The sequence below is a fragment of the Acinetobacter kookii genome (assembly GCF_900096895.1).
GTDB lineage: Bacteria > Pseudomonadota > Gammaproteobacteria > Pseudomonadales > Moraxellaceae > Acinetobacter > Acinetobacter kookii.
This window is the reverse complement of record NZ_FMYO01000005.1, coordinates 36,460-56,509: the sequence shown is the minus strand read 5'-3', so window position 1 is coordinate 56,509 and position 20,050 is coordinate 36,460. Positions and strand designations below refer to the sequence as shown.

17 protein-coding genes are annotated in these 20,050 nt (G+C 45.6%); 9 read left to right on the top strand and 8 right to left on the bottom strand.

The features are described from left to right. The first annotated feature begins 170 nt into the window (after window positions 1-170). Window positions 171-857, top strand: coding sequence for a hypothetical protein (locus tag BLP85_RS08935; RefSeq protein WP_092819757.1), 687 nt, complete (start codon window positions 171-173; stop codon window positions 855-857). Window positions 858-877: 20 nt separating this feature from the next. Next, window positions 878-1,684 (top strand): SDR family oxidoreductase, encoded by an 807-nt coding sequence (locus tag BLP85_RS08930; protein ID WP_092819756.1) that lies wholly within the window; start codon window positions 878-880, stop codon window positions 1,682-1,684. An 87-nt stretch (window positions 1,685-1,771) separates the two neighbouring features. On the opposite strand, the gene BLP85_RS08925 is transcribed toward BLP85_RS08930, so the two are convergent. From BLP85_RS08925 to sdsA, 8 genes are all read right to left on the bottom strand, one after another. Further along, entirely contained in the window at window positions 1,772-2,206 is a 435-nt protein-coding gene (locus BLP85_RS08925; protein WP_092819755.1) for a YbjQ family protein, read from the bottom strand. Window positions 2,207-2,209: 3 nt separating this feature from the next. Next, entirely contained in the window at window positions 2,210-2,566 is a 357-nt protein-coding gene (locus BLP85_RS08920) for a YbjQ family protein (RefSeq protein ID WP_092819859.1), read from the bottom strand. A gap of 102 nt (window positions 2,567-2,668) precedes the next feature. After that, window positions 2,669-4,126: a multidrug efflux RND transporter AdeIJK outer membrane channel subunit AdeK gene (gene adeK / locus BLP85_RS08915; protein WP_092819754.1), complete on the bottom strand. Its 1,458-nt coding sequence runs from the start codon at window positions 4,124-4,126 to the stop codon at window positions 2,669-2,671. Next, window positions 4,126-7,308 (bottom strand): efflux RND transporter permease subunit, encoded by a 3,183-nt coding sequence (locus BLP85_RS08910; RefSeq protein ID WP_092819753.1) that lies wholly within the window; start codon window positions 7,306-7,308, stop codon window positions 4,126-4,128. Before BLP85_RS08910 ends, adeK begins: the two co-directional genes overlap by 1 nt. Window positions 7,309-7,320: 12 nt before the next feature. Then, a complete protein-coding gene (locus tag BLP85_RS08905; protein ID WP_092819752.1) occupies window positions 7,321-8,589 on the bottom strand; it encodes an efflux RND transporter periplasmic adaptor subunit in 1,269 nt (422 codons plus the stop codon). A 32-nt stretch (window positions 8,590-8,621) separates the two neighbouring features. After that, window positions 8,622-9,227: a phosphatase PAP2 family protein gene (locus BLP85_RS08900; protein WP_092819751.1), complete on the bottom strand. Its 606-nt coding sequence runs from the start codon at window positions 9,225-9,227 to the stop codon at window positions 8,622-8,624. Window positions 9,228-9,374: 147 nt separating this feature from the next. Beyond that, window positions 9,375-11,429: a site-specific recombinase gene (locus tag BLP85_RS08895; RefSeq protein WP_092819750.1), complete on the bottom strand. Its 2,055-nt coding sequence runs from the start codon at window positions 11,427-11,429 to the stop codon at window positions 9,375-9,377. A 34-nt stretch (window positions 11,430-11,463) separates the two neighbouring features. Continuing rightward, window positions 11,464-12,441: an All-trans-nonaprenyl-diphosphate synthase gene (gene sdsA / locus BLP85_RS08890; protein ID WP_092819749.1), complete on the bottom strand. Its 978-nt coding sequence runs from the start codon at window positions 12,439-12,441 to the stop codon at window positions 11,464-11,466. Between the two features lie 432 nt (window positions 12,442-12,873). Between sdsA and rplU the strand changes: the two genes are divergently transcribed. From rplU to cysG, 7 genes are all read left to right on the top strand, one after another. Next, complete coding sequence (rplU, locus tag BLP85_RS08885) at window positions 12,874-13,185, top strand: 50S ribosomal protein L21 (protein ID WP_086196864.1); 312 nt, start codon at window positions 12,874-12,876, stop codon at window positions 13,183-13,185. 18 nt (window positions 13,186-13,203) lie between these two features. Continuing rightward, window positions 13,204-13,461 (top strand): 50S ribosomal protein L27, encoded by a 258-nt coding sequence (gene rpmA / locus BLP85_RS08880; RefSeq protein WP_092819748.1) that lies wholly within the window; start codon window positions 13,204-13,206, stop codon window positions 13,459-13,461. A gap of 218 nt (window positions 13,462-13,679) precedes the next feature. Continuing rightward, on the top strand, window positions 13,680-14,375 hold the full coding sequence (gene lolA / locus BLP85_RS08875) for an outer membrane lipoprotein chaperone LolA (protein WP_092819747.1): 696 nt from the start codon (window positions 13,680-13,682) through the stop codon (window positions 14,373-14,375). A gap of 274 nt (window positions 14,376-14,649) precedes the next feature. After that, on the top strand, window positions 14,650-16,134 hold the full coding sequence (locus BLP85_RS08870; protein WP_228143279.1) for a carotenoid oxygenase family protein: 1,485 nt from the start codon (window positions 14,650-14,652) through the stop codon (window positions 16,132-16,134). Between the two features lie 130 nt (window positions 16,135-16,264). Continuing rightward, a complete protein-coding gene (locus BLP85_RS08865; RefSeq protein WP_092819746.1) occupies window positions 16,265-17,053 on the top strand; it encodes a DUF3298 domain-containing protein in 789 nt (262 codons plus the stop codon). Between the two features lie 119 nt (window positions 17,054-17,172). Beyond that, window positions 17,173-18,444 carry a serine--tRNA ligase gene (gene serS / locus BLP85_RS08860; RefSeq protein WP_092819745.1) on the top strand — a complete coding sequence of 424 codons (1,272 nt, stop codon included), beginning with the start codon at window positions 17,173-17,175 and terminating at the stop codon, window positions 18,442-18,444. A gap of 90 nt (window positions 18,445-18,534) precedes the next feature. Then, a complete protein-coding gene (gene cysG, locus BLP85_RS08855) occupies window positions 18,535-19,908 on the top strand; it encodes a siroheme synthase CysG (protein ID WP_092819744.1) in 1,374 nt (457 codons plus the stop codon). Window positions 19,909-20,050: the final 142 nt, after the last annotated feature.

Sequence of the window (20,050 nt, the reverse complement as noted above, 5' to 3'; positions counted from 1 at the left end):
AAAAGTGAATAAAAAATTGCATCTATTGTAGCAAAAAAAAACACAGATGAGGCAGCTAAAGAAAATGCAAAAAATAAGCATTTGGCACATACACAATTCGGTTCTATGATGAGAGTATGATAAAAACAGCGCAGATGATCGCAGAACAATTCTAAAAGGAGATAATGATTATGAGTTACTTGATTTCTTTAAAATTAAAAGCAGACACTCACCACAGATTCCGCCAGATTCACCAGCAGCTGAATGAAGGTAAAACCGAAAGCCTGGCGAAACCGCTGGGTGAAGTGCTGGCAGATATTTCCTGTGAAATTGTTGATCAGGTTTTTGGTGAAATTTCGCGTTTATCTACCTCGGGTGACAGGGAGTCAGACAAGGTGGTGCAGCAGATTTTAGATACGGTACGTAAGTATATGCCATGGTCCGTGTCATTTTTTGGCAATGACCGCCTCATTCCAATGGTCAATTATTTGATTGAAATGGCACATGAAAAAAATGATCAGCACTATATTTCCTATCGGGTTGACCATGTGCTGGTGGTGGAACTGTTAGGTTGTGTGGAACAGGTCAAGAGTGGCAATAGCCAATATGTTTCGCCTGCCTTGAAAGCATTTACCGAAATGGTCGATCAAGGTGTGACCTATTTGGTACGTGAACCTAAAAAAATGTTGAAATTCAATTTGGTGGTTGATAAAACCTTAAACGGTGTAATTAGTTTGACCACGCAAATGGGCTATAAACGTCTGGAAAAACTGGGTGCTTATTACGATGCACAAGAGACGCATCGTTACCTTGATCATTTTCTGATGTTTTTGAACCAGGAGCCTAAAAATGACAGATCAAACCATTCTGAAACCTAATTCAAAACAGGAACGACAACATGGCGCAGCAGGGCAGTTTAAGCAATAAAGTGGTATGGATTACCGGTGCATCTTCAGGTTTAGGCAAGGCACTTGCTCAAGAGTGTGCTTTACAGGGGGCGCAGGTGGTACTGACCGCACGCCGTGTAGATGAACTGGAAAAAGTCCGTTTAAGCTTGACCAATCCTGACCGGCATATTTGTGTCAGTGCCGATATTAGCAATGAAAATCAGGTTCGCCATGCCTATGAACAGGTGCTAAACCAGAAAGGGCGGATTGACTGGCTAATCAACAATGCCGGTTTAAGCCAGCGTGCCTTAATTGCCGACACCACCATGCAAACCGAACGTGCCATTATGGAAGTGGATTATTTCTCGCAGGTGTTTCTGACCAAAACGGTTTTGCCGACATTTCTAAAACAAAAGTCCGGTCGTATTGCCTTTGTTTCCAGCGTGGCAGGCTTGCTGGGCACTCAGTACCGTGCTTCATATTCAGCAGCAAAAGCGGCCATTCATATGTGGGCCAACAGTTTGCGGGCCGAAGTGGCACAGGACGGGGTTGATGTTTCGGTGATTTTCCCGGGCTTTGTCAAAACCAACGTGTCTTTCAATGCCTTAGATGGTGCCGGTAAACCGCAAGGACATCAGGATGAAGCGATTGAAAATGGTTTAGAGCCAGAAGTGTTTGCCAAAACAGTGGTGAGTGCGCTGCTGAACGGTGAAGAATACATTGTGGTCGGGGGAACCAAAGAAAAACTGGGTGTCTGGATGTCGCGCTTATCGCCAAGCACGCTGTATAAAATGATCCGTAAGGCTAAAGTGAAATAATTAAAGCTCCCTCCTTTTTAAAGGAAGCTTTAAAGTCCCCCTTTGCAAAAAGGGGATTTAAGGAAATTCAAACCTTATTTAATTTACTTAACCCTGAACTGCAGTCCCATATGCAAACACTTCTACCATCCCGCCTTGCATGCCCAGCTCTGTAGTACTGAGACGTAAGCCCATAATCCGGGTTGCGCCCATTTTTTCCGCTTCCAGCTTTAAGCGGACAATCGCTTCACGGCGGGCACGTTCAACTATGCTTTCATAACTGGTTAAGCGGCCACCCAAAAAGTTCTGGATATTGGCAATGACATATTTAAAGTAATCATGCGAGATGACCACATTGCTACTGATCATTTGTCCTGGCTGGGAAGACGTTTTAAAGCGGCTATTATCCAGGGTGATATAAGCCAGGCGCTGTTCATTTTCCGCCAGTGAATCCAGGTGCTTGCGTTCATTGTATCTGCCGAAACCAAAACCTATTGCAAATAAAATGGCAAAAACAACGATCTGGAGAATCAAGCCATCCATCGCTTAAACCTGCGCCTGAAATGGGTCGGGAAGTTTGGGAAGGTTTGGCTCCACCACAACTGCGGTGCCATATACAAATAGCTCAGATGCACCTTGGGCAATATTCGAGGTTGAAAAACGGATGCCAACCACGGCATTGGCACCCATAGCTTTTGCTTTCTCAATCATGCGGTTCATGGCTTCCTGACGCGACTCTTCCAGCAGCTCGGTATAAGCGGTCAGTTCACCACCGACAATGTTTTTTAAGCCTGCAAGCAGGTCACGACCCACATGTTTACTGCGCACAGTGCTGCCATAGACCACATCAATTTGTCGGCTAATGGTATGACCCGGAACAGTTTCTAAATTACTCAGCAGCATGTTTTGATATTCGAATGAAATAGGATTTATTGAAGATAGGAAATCATGTTTAAAAAAGCAATAAAAAGCCTGCATGGCGCAGGCTTTTTTATGAATCCAGATTTATTGAGCGCTGTTTGCCGCTTTGCGTTCAGCACTAGAAGGTGCCTGTTGAACCGCATCACCAGTATTGGCTTTCAGGCCACCACCGAGGGTTTTATACAGTTCAACCTGATTGTTCATGTTGGCCTGTTCAAGCAACAATAAACCCTGTTCGGCTGCATATGAGGCACGTTGTGCATCCAGTACCGTCAGGTAACTGTCAATACCGGCACGGAAGCGGGCATTCGACAGTCGGTAAGTGGTATTGGTTGCATCCACCAGACGGCGCTGTGCTGCCAGACGGTCACCAATATTTTGACGTACGGCTAGGGCATCATTCACTTCGCGGAAAGCGGACTGAATGGATTTTTCATAATCAGACAAGGCAATTTGCTGGTCTGTTTCTGAAATCTTGATGTTGGCTTTACGTGTACCCCAATCGAAGATTGGCAGGTCGATACTCGGACCAATCGACCAGACAAATCCACCCGATTTAAATAGGTCGCTCAAGCTGGTCGATGCATAGCCTGCGTTGCCGGTCAAACTGATGGTCGGGAACAGGCGTGCTTTAGCTGCCCCAATATTGGCACCCGCCGCAGACAGTTTATATTCCGCAGCACGAATGTCGGGACGGTTATTTAACAGGTCACTTGGTAAGCCCGCAGTTAAAGCACTGCTGCTGGTAATACGTGTGATACGTTGCGCAGGCAGCAGATTCACAGGAACCGGTTGACCGACAAGCAGGTTCAGCAGGTTCTGAGCCTGGGCAATCTGGGTCTTGTAATTGGCAACATCGTTACGGGCCGTTTCGACAGAAATCTGTGCCTGACGAACAGGAACTTCACTGTCGATACCGACATCGAAACGTTTCTTGTTGAGGTTATAAGACTCAAGCTGGGCTTTCAGCGTTTGCTCGGCAAGTTTTAAATTTGCATTGGCAAACGAATAATTCAACCAGGCTTGAGCAACCTGGCCAATTAATGCAATTTGAGTCGCATCACGCGCACTTGCAGTCGCTAAATACGTATCCAGAGCATTATCTTTTAGGCTGCGTACACGGCCCCAAAAGTCCAGCTCATAGGCCGTCACACCCAGACCGACATTGTAGCTGGTCATGGCATTGCTGTTGAGCGTGTCTTGACGAAGTACACTGCCGCTGGCACCAATGGTTGGAAGCTGGTTGTTCTGGGTAATCTGGTACTGTTGCTGCGCACGCTGAATGTTCAAGGTTGAAGTACGCAAATCACGGTTATTGGCCAATGCCAGATCCAGCACTTGAAGCAAGCGTGGATCGGCAAAAAAGTCTTTATAACCTTGTTCAGCAATTGAAGGTCCGGAACTTGCGGTTAAATAACCCTGTTCTGGAATATTTGCTTGAGCTACGGGCTCTGGGCCACGCATACTTTGACATGCAGTCAAAGCAAGCGCAAGTGCAGATACCGCAATGCTACGACCTGTAATAGACCATACCTTTTGCATCACGATGCTTGCTCCTGATTATTTCGGTTTTTAGGTTTGTATTTAAAGATACTTCGAATCCAGACATAGAACACAGGAATAAAGAAGATACCCAGTAAGGTTGAACTGATTACACCACCCAGTACACCATAACCGACCGAGTGTTGGCTACCTGCGCCTGCGCCTGAAGCAATGGCAAGCGGAAGTACACCAAAACCGAAGGCAAGGGTGGTCATAATGATTGGACGTAAACGCATTTTCGCTGCGTGAAGTGTGGCTTCAAGTAAAGGTTCGCCTTTATCTTCCTGCAGCTCCTTGGCGAATTCGACAATCAGGATCGCATTCTTCGCGGCCAAACCAATGACCGCAATAATTGCAACCTGGAAGTAAATGTTATTCGACAAGTTTGGATCTTTCAGTACGATCATGCCGAGGAACGTTAAGCCAATTGCACCCACAATACCTAAAGGAATCACCAGCAGTACCGAGAATGGAATAGACCAGCTTTCATACAAGGCAGCCAGACACAGGAACACGATTAACATCGAAAGTCCGTATAGACCCGCAGTTTGCGAACCTGCTTCACGTTCTTCTAAAGATAAACCTGTCCATTCATAGTCAAAACCGCTCATGCCCATTTGTGGCAGTTTGGCAATGATTTCTTCCATGGCGAGCATTGCATCACCAGAGCTGACGCCCGGTGCAGGGGTACCCTGAATGTTGACCGATGAAATACCGTTATAACGTTCAAGACGTGGCGAACCATAGGTCCATTCACCTGTGGCAAAGGCAGAGAACGGCACCATTTGTCCCAGATTGTTACGTACATACCATTTGTTCAAGTCTTCCGGCATCATACGCGCATCAGGTACGGCCTGAACATAGACTTTTTTCACGCGACCGCGGTCAATAAAGTCATTAATGTATGAACCGCCCCAGGCAATACTCATGGTGCTGTTGATTTCAGAAATGCTGACGCCCATGGCGCTGGCTTTTTCGTTATCGACATAAACCTTGTATTGCGGCGTATCTTCCTGGCCATTTGGACGTACACCGGCCAGACGCTTGTCTTGCGCCGCCATACCCAGAATCATGTTACGGGCAGTAATCAGTTTTTCGTGACCATTACCGGCAGCATCTTTCAACTGCAAGTTAAAGCCCGCAGAAACACCCAGTTCCGGCATTGCAGGAAGCTGCAACGGCATCACGTAAGATGCATCTTTGGCAATCACGTTCAGGGCCATACCACGCTGGATGATGGCGCCGATTTGAGATTCAGGGGAGGTCCGTTCGCTCCAGTCTTTTAACTTAATGAAGGCTAGACCGGCATTCTGACCGACACCTGTGAAAGAGAAGCCCGCAACGCTGAATACAGAATCGACATTGGCTTTTTCACCTTCCATAAAGAAGCCAGTCATTTGATCAATAACTTTCTCGGTACGGTCCAGTGTGGCGTTCGGTGGCAATTGAACCAGTGTCATCACCACACCCTGGTCTTCATTCGGCAGGAATGAGCTAGGCAGGTTCTTGAACATGAACAATAGACCCGCAATCACCACAGCATAAATAACGCCGGCAATCACTTTATGAATCAGCAGTTTGCCAACCCATTTCTGGTAACCGCCTGACATGCGGTCAAAGCTATGGTTAAACCAGCGGAAGAAGCGCGCGAACACACCATTGCTTTCCGGTTTGTCTTTATCATGCTGTTTGAGCAAGGTTGCACAAAGGGCAGGGGTAAAGGTCAGGGCAATCGCCAGGGATAAAATCATCGCGGTGACAAGCGTGATCGAGAACTGGCGATAAATGACCCCGGTCGTCCCGCTAAAGAATGCCATGGGTACGAATACTGCAGTCAATACGGTGGTAATACCGACCAGGGCACCCGAAATCTGTTGCATCGACTTTTCAGTTGCGCTAACCGGATCGAGGTGTTCTTCCTGCATGACACGTTCCACGTTCTCGACCACGACAATCGCATCATCCACCAGCAGACCAATGGCCAGTACCATGGCAAACATGGTGAGCGTGTTAATCGAGAAGCCAAACAGGTTGATGATGGCAAAAGTACCCAACACCACCACAGGCACAGCCATGGTTGGAATCAGGGTGGCACGCCAGTTCTGCAAGAACAGGAACATCACCAGGAATACCAGCACGACCGCTTCAATCAAGGTGTGAACCACACTTTCAATTGAGAGTTTGATGAATGGTGTCGTATCAAACGCCAACTGGTCTTTCAGATCAGCTGGATAGTTTTTGCGCAGTTGTTGCAGGCGTTCTTCAACAGCTGTTGCCGTGTCGAGCGCGTTTGCACCGGTCGCCAGTTTAATTGCGACACCGCCAGCAGGTTTGCCATTGAATTTAGAGGTGAACTGATAGTTGTCAGAACCCAATTCAACTTTGGCCACGTCGCCAATGGTGACTTTTGCACCCGAACCGGCATTTTTCAGGAAAATGGCACGGAACTGTTCAGGTGTCTGTAACAGGCTTTGCGCATTTACAGTGGCATTCAGGACCTGGCCTTGAACAGCAGGCGCGCCACCCAATTGACCTACGGCAACCTGAGCATTTTGAGTACGCAGGGCAGCCACCACATCACTTGGGGTCAGCTGATAACTGCTGAGTTTCGCAGGGTCCAGCCAGATACGCATGGCATAAGATCCACCAAACACCTGTACTTCACCCACACCAGCCACACGGCTCAGCGGTTCAGAAATATTGGAGTTGACGTAGTCCTTAATGTCGGCGTCAGTCATTGAACCATTCGGTGAATAGAATGCCAAAACTTGCAGGAAGCTGGCACCCGATTTGGTCACCTTGAGACCCTGACGCTGTACATCTTCAGGCAAAAGAGCTGTTGCGGACTGTAATTTGTTTTGCACCTGAACCTGAGCGATATCGGGATCGACCCCTTGTTCAAAGTTCAAGGCGATGGAAGCCTGACCGTTACCGGCACTATTTGATGAAATATAGCGTAAGCCGTCCAAACCATTCATTTGCTGTTCAATAATCTGTGTCACTGTATTTTCTACAGTTTCTGCAGATGCACCCGGATAGGTTGCAGCAATGGTTACCGTTGGCGGTGCAATGGTCGGATATTGTGCAATCGGCATTTTGCTGAGGGTCAAAATACCCGCCAGCATAATCACCAATGCAATCACCCAGGCAAAAATCGGGCGATGAATAAAAAAGTGAGCCATTCAGTCTACCCCTTATACATTTGAAGTAGATTTTTGTTCAGTTTTAGGTTGTGCTTGAGCGGCAGGTTGGCCTGCTTTATTTGCATCTGCTGCAGGTTGACCTGCACCCTGAGGCATAGCAGCTTGAGGCTGGTAAGGTTTGGCAACTACGGTTGCACCTTCTTTCACCTTGGCAATACCATCCACAATCACTTTTTCACCCGTTTGCAAACCTTTGGTCACAATCCAGTCTTTGCCTTGCACGCCAGCCGTTTCTACCGGACGTGTTTCAACCACACCTTTGGCATTCACGATCATGGCAATCGCCTGACCTGTTGGGGTACGGGTAATCGCTGCCTGAGGAATCAGCATGGCATTCGGAATCACACCTTGCACGATTTGGGCAGTTGCATACATGCCAGGAAGCAATAAATGGTTCGGGTTCTGGAACACGGCACGCAAAGTCACGGTACCGGTTTCCGGATTTACGCTGGCATCGGAGAATGCAAGACGACCTTCAACCGGGTAATAGCTACCATCTTCAAGCTTAAGCTTCACTTTCGTATTGTTGCTGCTGCCCAAATCGCCTTGACTCAACTGTTGGCGTAAACGCAGCAGCTCGGCACTCGACTGGTTAATGTCCACATAGATTGGATCCAGTCGTTGTACCGTCACCAAAGGTTCTGCCTGGCTTGCTGTAACCAGGGCACCTACAGTGACGCTTGAACGGTTGGTCTGGCCTGAAATAGGTGAACGAACAGTAGAGTAACCGAGGTTGATTTCTGCATTTTTAAGTTCAGCCTGGGTTGCCGCGACATCCGCTTCAGCCAGTTTTACTTGTGCAGCAATATCATCATATTCTTGTTTTGAAATGGCATTGGTGCCGACAAGTTGACGGTAACGTCCTTCTTTCACGCGTAATAGGCTTAAGTTGGCCTGCTGACGGTTGAGCGCAGCACGTGCACTGGCAACAGTTTCACGGTTGGTTCGCGAGTCAATTTCATACAGCGCTTGTCCTTGACGCACATAACTGCCTTCAGTAAACAGACGTTTAAGAATGACGCCACTGGTTTGTGGACGGACTTCAGAAATTTCAAATGCCGTCATGCGGCCAGAAAGTTCTACCGATTGCTCAACGCTTTGTGGTTGAGCAACAATGACACCGACTTCAGCCGGTGGCATTTTTTGGGCTGCTGCAGCTTGCTGCGCATCCTTAGGATCTTTGCTACAACCAACAAGTGCAATACTTGTTGCTAATGCGCAAGCGGTAAGGGCGGGTGCCCATAGCTTTGCAGACATCATTATTCCACCTCGATTAGATTCTTCTCTAAAAACTAATTTATTTTCTCTCTACTCAATTTGGCATACAGCAGATAAAGTAGTGTGATCCAAATAAAACTTACGCTCCAACCCGCCAAGACATCAGAGGGGAAATGCACGCCCAGATAGACTCTGGAAATTCCCATAACAGACAGCCACATCAAAGCACAGATGCAAACCAGTATGTGCTGTGGATGTTTTTGACTGAGATAAATTGCAAGACAACCCAAAGTTGCGGCATAAATGCTATGTGCACTGGGAAATGCAGCACCATAGCTTTCGACCAGATGATACATTTCAGGTGGGCGAGGTCTTGAAATTACATATTTAAGCAGCCAAACCGTGGCAGTACTTCCGAATAGTCCTATCCCAATGAAAACAACATTTGTAAATTTTTTATACCATGCCTGATGTAAACACCAGATTGTGGTTAAAAATAACACAAATGGCATACCGCCTATAGTCGAAAGCATGATGAATATTCTATTTAGAGGCACGCTACGATGCTGGCTCAGCCATTCAACCATCACCCAGTCAAAGTGATGCAAGGATGGTGTAACCAGCATTAATATGCTGAAAATAAATAAAAAAAATCCTACACCAAGCAACAGATAAGGCATGTATGGAACCTTGGTTATCTTAGCCGATTGAAGCGTGACTAATGAATGGTTAAAGTGTACTCATCAGTACACTTTATTTCAAGTATGTGTAAATTATGCTTTTCTTTTTACCGATTTTTTAACGTGAAGTAAAACAAAAACAGTAAATTACTTCATTGCCGATTTTTGCGGTGTTGAAAATTCATCTACTTCTAATGGGGTTTTGGGTGGCCAGAAAAAGTCGCTTGGTCGGGTCAGGAAGTGGGTGAGTACCAGTTTGGCCAACGGCTTCCATTGTTCAAAGCGAACCCGGCGGGCCCGCAGGGCCACAATAATGGTCAGGCTAAAACTCACAAACAGGTTGGTCAAACCAATTAACAATACCCCTAAAAATGAAACAATAATCAGGCCAATTTCAGGACTGCCATTAATACAGATCAGACCCTGAATAAAGTTGGCTGAAGCAAAGGCAATGTGGCGAATATCCAGAGGCAATCCTAAAATAAAACCGATGGTGCCCATACTGCCGAGCATGATCCCGAACAGGAAGTTCCCGGCCAAAGCCCCTAAATTTCGTTCTATATAGGCGGCAAATTTATTCAGCCGTTCTTGTCCCAATAACCGTTTTAAGTTCGCATGGACCTGTAAACGCGGACCCACCTTGCGGTACACCGCCATGTTGTCAAAATAACCGGCAATCAGTCCGGAAAAGAATAGGCACACCCCGGCAATCGCTGCATGCGGAATGGCCAGTGAGGTAAATGGATTGAGGGAATGTAAAGTGTTGCTGGCTTTGGCATGGGTTAAAAGCGGCTCATCCATGCCGTACTGCCAGAGCAGCGTAATTAACGCTGCGGTTGGAATGGCAATGGAAATATTGCCCAGAATGGCAATGAACTGGGTGCGGATAATATTAATGATCAGTGCGGCAAGTTCAGCAATCTGTGCAGTTTTAGAGCCTTTGGTCTGTTGTACCGTTGCCGCAAGCGCCGCGGCAGTCATGGCGGGCTGTTTGGTGGCAACGGTAAAATGCAAGACATGAATCAGCATAAAACCGAACGAATAATTCATGCTAAACACCAGGGCCTGCATGATGGGTGCCATAGCCAGTCGCGCAGCCAATATTTTTAAGGTAGCCATGGTGGCAATAATGACACCGGCACCCGCAGCCGATTTATACATCGACCAGAAACCCTGCTTGTCGGTACTGACATAGTGTTCACCGGTTTTGCTGGCATTCTCGGTGACCTGTAACGCAATCAGTTCGCTATTGGCGGCTAAAAGTGACCGCACACTGCGCTCGCTATAAATGGCATGGGTGATATCGACCAGCAATAAGCCTAAAGATTCATAGCGCAGCTGGTCTTCATCCATAATCAGATTAAGCAACAGTTCAATACGGTCCAGACATTGTTCCAGTAATGACAGCAGATAGGTCAGGCTTAAACTTACGCCAATTCTTTTGGTGGCACGACGAATTTTTAACACCACATCCCGACATTGCTCAATCATCACCAAAGCTTGAGAAGCGTCGGGAGCAGCAATTAAGGCCATCGGGTCGGTGTTTTGATGCAGTGCCTTGTAATGCTGGATAAATTCATTGATTTCCCGGTTTTGTACCAGGAAAGGCGATTCATATTCGGTGAGTTCCGGATGGGCGTTAATAAATTCCGGATACAGCCCAATGCCACTAATCCGGTAAGACAAAACGGTAATGGCCTTAATCAGCTCGCTTTTAATTTTAAGCTTGTCTTGCTGATTGCTGTGACCCTGATTAATCAAGGAAAAGAGTTTTTGCCAGTCTTGATCGGCAATACTATCCAGCCAGTATTTGTCACTGCGCTGATAAAAAACACGCCGTACTAAATCTTGCAGCTGGCTTTGATCATTAATCAGGGGAAGAAAATGCGCACCCAGTCGCTGAGCGAGCTGATTCCAGAAACCATCCAGAGACAAAATGCCGGTATCGGCATATAAACTGGTTTGCTTGTACTGGTTAATGAGTTTCAGGATAAAATTCTGAAATGTAACGACTGCATGGGGCGTAAGCAGCAGCGCTTGTATGAAAGCGTGAAATTTGCTGTTGATTTCGTCGAGATTGCTGGAATCATCTGGTCGAATACGGCTCACCAGCTCGATCAGCAGTGAGTCATCAAGAACAGCCTGACTGGATTCAAGCTGCTCCTGCATTTTTAAAAATAGATCATTAAAATTTATATGCATAGGCGAGGGGTAAAACTATATTTTTCAAATCCCGTTATTGAATCCGGTTAAGGGCAAGCTGGGCCAAATTAATCAATGCCTGGCGATATTCACTCTCCGGAAGTGCATCTAATGCTTTGAGTGCAAACTGGGTTTCTTCAGTGGCACGTTGGCGGCAATAATCCAGCGCACCACAGCTTTGTACAATCTCGATCACCCGTTCCAGCTGGTTAAGACCGCCAGTGGCAATACTACGACGAACAATTTCATGTTCTTCATCGGTGGTTTTTTGCAAGGCAGAGATTAAGGGCAAAGTCGGTTTGCCTTCCATTAAATCATCACCAATATTTTTACCTAATGTTTCCGCATCGGAAGTATAGTCTAAAATATCATCAATAATCTGGAAGGCATTGCCAAAGTGACCTGCAAAGACGCGCAAGGGTTCACGGTATTGGGGTGTGCCCGATAAAATGGCAGCGCCTTCAGTGGCCAGCTCAAACAGGCGCGAGGTTTTACCGTGAATAATGTCGAGATAAGTCTTTTCAGTGGTTTCTGGCTGATGCTGGGCTTGCAGTTGCAATACTTCACCTTCGGCAATTTCACAGGTACCGGTAGAAAAGTCTTTCAGCAGGGTCATATCGTTCAGGTCGACCAGCAAATCGAAAGCACGGGAAATCAGGAAATCGCCGACCAAAACCGCAGTCTGGTTATTCCATGTGGCATTGGCTGTAGGGCGACCACGGCGCAAGCCTGATTCATCCACTACATCATCATGCACCAGGGTTGCGGTATGCAGCATTTCAATAATGGCTGCCAGTTTACGCTGACGTTCGATATCGGTCGCGCCACAGGCTTTTGCTGCCAATAGGCACATAATCGGGCGCATGCGTTTACCGCCCGCTTCAACCACGTGTTTACTGACCGCCATGACCAAGGCAACTTTTGAAGTAATCCCTTCATTGATAAATGTGTCCATCGCAGCAAAGTCTGAAGCAACAGGAGCGAGAATGTCTTGCTTAAAGTCGATGGCCATGTGAAGAGAAACCTCTAAAAATTGAATTGCTTATTATAGTGTAACAACTATAACTCAGATAAAGCGAAGATCTTAATATAGTTGTTTAAATCCTGATTAGGCAAATGGTTTTAAATTTAGTCGAATTATTATTATCCAGCCAGATGTGTGATGGAACTGGCGTTGGGTATTTTATATTAGCGAATTGATTTTAAAAATCTATTACATTTACAAAATGTCAGCTCTACATCGCTAGGGAGCATTTTTTTTAATGCGCCTTGATTGTTTATAAAATAAACCGCGGACAAAGTGCAAAAAAACGCTGAAATGGCTTGTTGTTTGATTTATTATCACTTAATATGTTTGCCCTTATATATCCCCCCAGTGGCGTTCGTTTTAAGATCGATATATTCCTTTATCGGCACGACGACACGGGCATATTTGGAGTACATTATGTACGCAGTAATCCAAAGCGGTGGTAAACAACACCGTGTGGTTGAGGGTGAAACCCTTAAAGTAGAATTATTGAAAGCTGAAACTGGTACAACGATTACGTTTGATGACGTATTAATGCTTGTAAACGGCGAAAGCATTCAAATTGGTGCTCCAGTTGTTGCTGGTGCGACAGTAACTGCTGAAGTAGTTAGCCACGGTCGTCACGACAAAATCCGTATTGTTAAAATGCGTCGTCGTAAACATTACCGTAAACAACAAGGTCACCGTCAATGGTTTACCGAGTTGAAAATTACTGCTATTTCAGGCTAATTACGAGGATTATGAAACATGGCTACTAAAAAGGCTGGTGGATCGACACGTAACGGTCGTGACTCAAACCCTAAAATGCTAGGCGTTAAAATGTACGGTGGTCAAGCTGTGACTGCGGGTAACATTATCGTTCGTCAACGTGGTACAGAATTCCACGCTGGTGCAAACGTAGGTATGGGCCGTGACCATACTTTATTTGCTACCGCTGACGGCGTGATCAAATTCGAAGTGAAAGGTCAATTTGGCCGTCGCTACGTATCTGTTGAAACTGCATAAGTTTTAATGGTACGAAAAACCCACATTTAATGTGGGTTTTTTTATGGTTGTGAATCCATTAAAAACAATCCCGGTTCTCCATCATGATGTAGAAATGGCTACATTGGCTATTAATAACAATACAAAAATTCTTATTTTCTCAATTATTAGAAATAAAAATTGGTTTAAGATGGACGCATTGAACAAATTGCGATACCGCAAATAAAAAAGGTGATGATATGAAAATGCTTCGTAAAACCCTGTGTGCGATGACCTTGGGTGCTGCAACACTTGCACCGGTAATGAGTACAACTGTTTTTGCTGCACCTGTAGCAGCATCGGAGCAGCAAGCAACGAACAATCTGGTCAAACAGTTAAGCAATATCCGGACCTTATCCGCTAATTTTGAACAAACCACCAAAGCAACTTCGGGTAAAGCCCCGCAGAAAAAAGGCTTGACCGGACAACACATGAACCAGACCTTTAAAGGGGTGATGAAAGTGGCGCGTCCTGGCAAGTTCTTCTGGGAAACCACCAGTCCAGCCAAACAGACCATTGTAACCTCCGGTAAAACCGTATGGATTTATGATCCCGATTTACAGCAAGCCGTCCGTCAAAGTCTGGATGAACAGGTAGCGAATACACCGGCATTGTTATTGTCGGGCAATACCAGTCAGATTATGAAGTCTTATCGGGTGACTCAACCAGATAAAGGCAAGACTTATTACACCTTGTACCCTAAAGTGAAAGACAGTGCATTCCAAAGCCTGACCATCAGTTTTGGCGCAAATAAAGCACCAAGTTTGATGATTCTGCAGGACTCATTGGGGCAAACCACCTATGTGCGCTTCAATAATGTGAAAGTGAATCCATCGATTGCTTCTTCAACTTTTAATTTTACACCACCAAAAGGTACCGATATTATTGATCAATAAAAAATTGATTTATAATATTTAATTAAGGTTTTATCAATTAAGAGCAGCCCTGCGTGGCTGCTTTTTTATTGGAGGTTCTGCCAAAAGTCAGGGATGCTTGGTTGAAAAAGTACGGCCATGCAAAATGATGTTCAAACCCGGCCCTAGACATTACAATCCATAATGCTTAAAGATAACAATTCAGTAACCAGGGTTGAGTATAAACATACGCAAGATCAACCGTGCCTAAAATAAAGAAAAATTAAAAAGATAAAGGCTCAGGAGAATTAAAAAAGTGGAAAATATCAGTAAAGCTGCGTCATCGGTAGATTATCCGCGTTTCAGCAAACTAAAATCCAGATTTAATGGTTATCGTCAAAAAGCTATGGGGTTGGGGCTTAGCTGGCTACAACGAAGATCGAAAAAGACGGCTCAAAACAAGGCGAAAAATCCTTATCTGCATGGAATATTTGGTCCTGTGGATGAGGTCGAAACGCATGAACTTCAGGTGATTGGTAAAATTCCACAGCAGTTGACTGGACTATTGTTAAGAATAGGGCCAAATCCGGTTCATGTTGAACATCAAGCAGCCTATCACTGGTTTAGCGGTGACGGAATGCTGCATGCTTTAAAAATTGAACAGGGTCAAGCGGTGTGGTTTAAGAGCCGGTATATTGAAACGGATTCCATTCAAAAGCAAAAGCACCAGCCTGTTAAAGCCGGTTTTCGCCGAGGTCCAGGGGATGTGGTCAATACCAACGCTTTTTATCATGCCAGTCAAATCTGGGCGAGTGTTGAGGCAGGTGCGTTGCCGGCACGTCTAGATTTGGAGCTGAACACAAAAGAACACCGCCTTTTTAATACCGATGCAGACCTGCCTTTTACTGCTCATCCACATAAAGACAAGCATACCGGGCATTTGCATGCAGTTTGCTATGATGCGCTGGATATGAAACATGCCTATTATGAAGTGATTGATGAGCAGGGGCATTTAGTGCATTGGGCTAAAATTCCTGTGCAGCATGGTCCCATGATTCATGATTGTGCCATTACCAAACAGGATGTCTTAATTTTTGATTTACCAGTCACGTTCTCTTTCAAGCAACACATGAAGGGGAATCCTTTGCCTTATGAATGGAATGAAAAGCATAAGGCGCGAATTGGTATTTTGCCTAAGTATGGGCATGCTGATGAAGTGCAGTGGATTCCTATACAACCTTGTTTTATTTTCCATGCCGCAAATGCTTACCGAAATGGGCAACAGCAGATTGTGCTAGATGTCATGGTACATCAAAGCATGTTTAAAAAATCCTATCAGGGCCCCTTTGAACAGCAAAATACACGACTGGAAAGATGGCAGATTGACCTGCAGCACAAAACGGTAGATCGTAAGGTAATTGATGAACGGGCGCAGGAGTTTCCAAGAATCGATGAGCGCTATACTGGTGAAAAGCAGCGTTATATTTATAGTGTCAGTTTTGATCCATTGGTCATGACCCAAGCCAATCATTTGCTTTGTCATGATATGCATACTCTGGAAAAAACCAGCTATGATTTTGGAGAGCAATGGGTAACGGGAGAAGTGGTGTTTATTCCTGAATCAGTTGAAGCGGCTGAAGGTGAGGGCTATCTATTATCTTATGTGCATCATATCCATAAACAATCTTCCAAAGTGGTGATTCTGAAAGCGCAAGGACTCAATGTTCAGCCTCAAGCCGAAATTATTCTGGGCGTACATGTGCCCCTGGGCTTTCATGGCAATTGGGTGGACCTGTCTTAAAGCAGGCATTTTTATACGAATGCTTCATTATTCAGCTAAACATGCTTAAAGATACATATTTTAAATTTTATTCAGTCACTTGGCTTTGTATAGTGCAGGAGCATTCTAAGGGTCTCAGGTTGTAAAAAAAATGGAAACACGCACGAATAAACAATGGCTATGGGCACTTCCTGTTTCTTTGGCAGCACTCGTCATCACGGGTTGTCAGGAGCGACCAGCCCCGAAAACGGAACAGGCAAGTACTGCAAAACAGGAAAACGTTCAGACAATTCCATTAATTCAAGCCAAGGTTGTTCCTGTGAAACTGAGCAAACCGGAAGCATGTGATGCGGAAGGTTGTACCCAGTATGAGATTCAAACGGTAAAAACCAATCTGAAATGGGTAGATGACTATTTTCTTGATCGGGTGAAAAAAGCCGATCCGATTGCATTTTCTACAGCGCCTAATCAAAAGATCAATACTGCCGAAGGCGCGAATCCCAATCTAAGTCAAAGCTCGACCTATATCCGTTTTGTCAGTCAGCAGTATGATCGGGCAACCTTTGCCATTCAGACCTATACCTATTCATCTGGTGCTGCGCATGGCATGTATCATCAGGAATTTGTCAATTTCGATTTGAAAAACAAAAAGCGTCTGGCGCTGCAAGATATTATGGTCAAAGGCACAGAGCAGCAATTGTTGAATACTTTGTATGATTCAAACAGCATCTGGCTGGAGCAGCACAGTATCGACAGGGAAAAACTGAAATTAAGTGATAATTTTTACTATGGTGCCAATGGCATTGTCTTTGTTTATCCCTTGTATGAGCTGGCCTCCTATGTAGAAGGCATGACCGAGCTGACCTTGCCTTATTCGGCACTGGGCAAACTGATTAAAGCGGAATATCTGCCAGGTTTGCCCAAGTATCCATCGTCCTAATTTCAGCTTAATTCGGGTAAATTTGCTGTAATAAGCCACAGCTGTCCGCTCGATCACTGTCTTTTTTAGTGTTTAGCGCTTACACTATAGCTAGTTTTTTTCTTTGCAAAAGATTGGCTATGATCGACCCGAAATTAATCAGAAATAATATTGAGGCTGTAAATTTAGCCTTGGCAAAACGTGGTGTACAGCTTAATGTCGAAGAGTGGGCTTCCCTTGAAGCTCGCCGTAAAGAGCTTCAATCGAAAACTGAAGCTTTGCAAGCAGAGCGTAATTCGGGTGCAAAACAAGTTGGCCAAATTAAAAAATCTGGTGGCGATGCATCTGAAATCATGGCGCGTATGGCAGCCATTGGTGACGAAATTAAAGCCGCTGAAGTTGCACTTGCAGAATTGCAAACTGAAATTGAAACCAAGTCTTTAAGCATTCCAAACATGCCGCATGAATCTGTACCTGAGGGTAAAGATGAAGACGACAACGTTGAAATTTTAAAATGGGGCACTCCGCGTCAATTCGATTTTGAAATCAAGGATCATACTGACCTGGGTGAATGGATGGGCGGTTTGGAGTTTGAAACTGCAACCAAATTGACCGGTACACGTTTCAGTGTTCTGAAAGGCCCATTGGCGCGTTTACAGCGTGCGCTGACCCAGTTCATGCTGGACACCCATACCCTGAAAAATGGTTATACCGAAGCTTATGTGCCTTATCTGGTGAATGCAGATTCATTGCGCGGTACAGGTCAATTGCCTAAATTTGAAGAAGATTTATTCAAATTGCAAGGTGAAAAAGAATATTACCTGATTCCGACCGCTGAAGTGCCAGTGACCAATTTCGTGCGTGACGAAATTATTGATCCTGAACGTTTGCCATTGAAATATGCTGCACATACGCCATGTTTCCGCAGCGAAGCAGGTTCCTATGGCCGTGATACCCGTGGCCTGATTCGTCAACACCAGTTCGACAAAGTCGAGATGGTGCAAATTGTAAAACCTGAAGATTCGATGCAGGCCTTGGAAGAACTGACCGGGCATGCTGAAGGCATTTTACAGGCACTTGGTCTGCCATACCGTAAAATCATCCTGTGTGGTGGTGATATGGGCTTTGGTTCAACCAAGACCTATGACCTTGAAGTCTGGGTACCGAGCCAAAATACCTATCGTGAAATTTCTTCATGTTCAAACATGGGCGATTTCCAGGCCCGCCGTATGAAAGCACGTTACCGTGTTGACCAGAAGAAAACCGAATTTGTGCATACCCTGAACGGTTCAGGTTTGGCTGTTGGCCGTACCTTGCTTGCGGTGATGGAAAACTATCAACGTGCAGACGGTTCGATTGAGGTTCCTGAAGTGCTTCGTCCTTATATGGGCGGTGCGGAATTTATTGATTGATCTTCGGATTGATCAATAAATTTATGAATAGCACAATTTTGTGCATGAAAATTGCTTAAGACAGTCAGATTTAAAATATTGAGGTCATTCGTGGATATCTTTCCAATCTCTTTAAAGTTGCAGCAGCAACCTTGTCTGATTGTCGGTGGTGGGCGCATTGCTTACCGTAAGGCCGTACTTTTGGCAAAAGCAGGAGCAGTCATTGATGTGATTGCGCCTGAAATCGAAAATGATTTAGTTGAGATTGTTCGTGCCAGCCAGGGGCAATATGTCCAAGCGCCTTTTAGTCCAGATATTCCGTTGCGTGATTACCGTCTGGTGATTGCGGCAACCAATGATAAAGCCACCAATGTTCAGGTTTTTGAAGCTTGCGAAGCTGAAAAAATTCTGGTGAATAGTGTCGATGATCTACCGCATTGCCGTTTTATGGTGCCTGCCATTATCGACCGTTCTCCTTTAGTGGTTTCAATTGCCACCAATGGCAAATCACCAGTTTTATCCCGTCAAATCCGTACCCAGCTGGAAGCGAGCATTCCGCATGGCATGGGAAAACTTGCCGATTTTTCAGGTAAATGGCGAGCTGCGGTCAAAGCCAAAATTGAAAATCCGGATGAACGCCGTATTTTTTGGGAAGACTTATATGCCAGTCCACTCAAAGAACAGGTGTTTAATGACAATCTTGCTGAAGCCGACCGTTTGATTGAGCAAGCCTTAATGGAATGGAAAGCGCCGAAAGGTGAAGTCTATCTGGTGGGTGCGGGGCCAGGCGATCCTGAACTGTTGACCTTAAAAGCATTGCGTTTGATGCAACAGGCAGATGTTGTTATTTACGACCGTCTAGTGTCGCCTGCGATTATGGACTTGTGCCGCCGTGATGCGGAAAAGGTCTATGTGGGTAAAGCCCGTTCCAATCATAGTGTGCCGCAAGAAGGAATTAATGCACTTTTGGTGGAATATGCTGCTCAAGGTAAGCGTGTTTGCCGTTTAAAAGGCGGTGATCCGTTTATTTTTGGCCGTGGTGGCGAAGAGATTCAGGAACTGTTTGCTGCAGGTGTTGCTTTTCAGGTGGTACCCGGAATTACCGCAGCTTCGGGCTGTTCTGCGTATGCCGGTATTCCTTTAACCCATCGTGACTATGCACAAAGTGTGCGCTTCCTGACCGGGCATTTAAAGGAAGGCTCGCCAGAGTTGCCATGGAATGAGCTGGTGTATGAAAACCAGACCCTGGTATTGTATATGGGCTTGGTGGGGCTGGAAAAAATCTGTGCCCAGCTGATTGCCCATGGCCAGCGTCCAGACATGCCGGTTGCCCTGATTTCCAAGGGGACTACACCTGACCAGAAAGTGGTGGTGGGAACCTTAGCCGATATCGCATCGAAAGTGACGGAGCATCACATTCAAGCGCCAACGCTCACCATTATTGGTGAAGTGGTAAAATTGCGTGAACAATTGCAGTGGGCATGAGCGAGGATAAGCAACACTTCGTGTTGCCCGAGCGCAAGATGAAGGCTGTGCCTGAGTAAAGAGGATAAGCAGTGATTTTATTGCTGTTGTTCAATTGCAAACGGAACGCGGTGCTTGGCTAAGAAATCCTCTATCGAGTTCC

Coding starts and splice junctions, on each gene's coding strand:
- BLP85_RS08935 (WP_092819757.1), top strand. CDS start 171: ATGAGTTACTTGATTTCTTTAAAATTAAAAGCAGACACTCACCACAGA.
- BLP85_RS08930 (WP_092819756.1), top strand. CDS start 878: ATGGCGCAGCAGGGCAGTTTAAGCAATAAAGTGGTATGGATTACCGGT.
- BLP85_RS08925 (WP_092819755.1), bottom strand. CDS start 2,206: ATGGATGGCTTGATTCTCCAGATCGTTGTTTTTGCCATTTTATTTGCA.
- BLP85_RS08920 (WP_092819859.1), bottom strand. CDS start 2,566: ATGCTGCTGAGTAATTTAGAAACTGTTCCGGGTCATACCATTAGCCGA.
- adeK (WP_092819754.1), bottom strand. CDS start 4,126: ATGCAAAAGGTATGGTCTATTACAGGTCGTAGCATTGCGGTATCTGCA.
- BLP85_RS08910 (WP_092819753.1), bottom strand. CDS start 7,308: ATGGCTCACTTTTTTATTCATCGCCCGATTTTTGCCTGGGTGATTGCA.
- BLP85_RS08905 (WP_092819752.1), bottom strand. CDS start 8,589: ATGATGTCTGCAAAGCTATGGGCACCCGCCCTTACCGCTTGCGCATTA.
- BLP85_RS08900 (WP_092819751.1), bottom strand. CDS start 9,227: ATGCCTTATCTGTTGCTTGGTGTAGGATTTTTTTTATTTATTTTCAGC.
- BLP85_RS08895 (WP_092819750.1), bottom strand. CDS start 11,429: ATGCATATAAATTTTAATGATCTATTTTTAAAAATGCAGGAGCAGCTT.
- sdsA (WP_092819749.1), bottom strand. CDS start 12,441: ATGGCCATCGACTTTAAGCAAGACATTCTCGCTCCTGTTGCTTCAGAC.
- rplU (WP_086196864.1), top strand. CDS start 12,874: ATGTACGCAGTAATCCAAAGCGGTGGTAAACAACACCGTGTGGTTGAG.
- rpmA (WP_092819748.1), top strand. CDS start 13,204: ATGGCTACTAAAAAGGCTGGTGGATCGACACGTAACGGTCGTGACTCA.
- lolA (WP_092819747.1), top strand. CDS start 13,680: ATGAAAATGCTTCGTAAAACCCTGTGTGCGATGACCTTGGGTGCTGCA.
- BLP85_RS08865 (WP_092819746.1), top strand. CDS start 16,265: ATGGAAACACGCACGAATAAACAATGGCTATGGGCACTTCCTGTTTCT.
- serS (WP_092819745.1), top strand. CDS start 17,173: ATGATCGACCCGAAATTAATCAGAAATAATATTGAGGCTGTAAATTTA.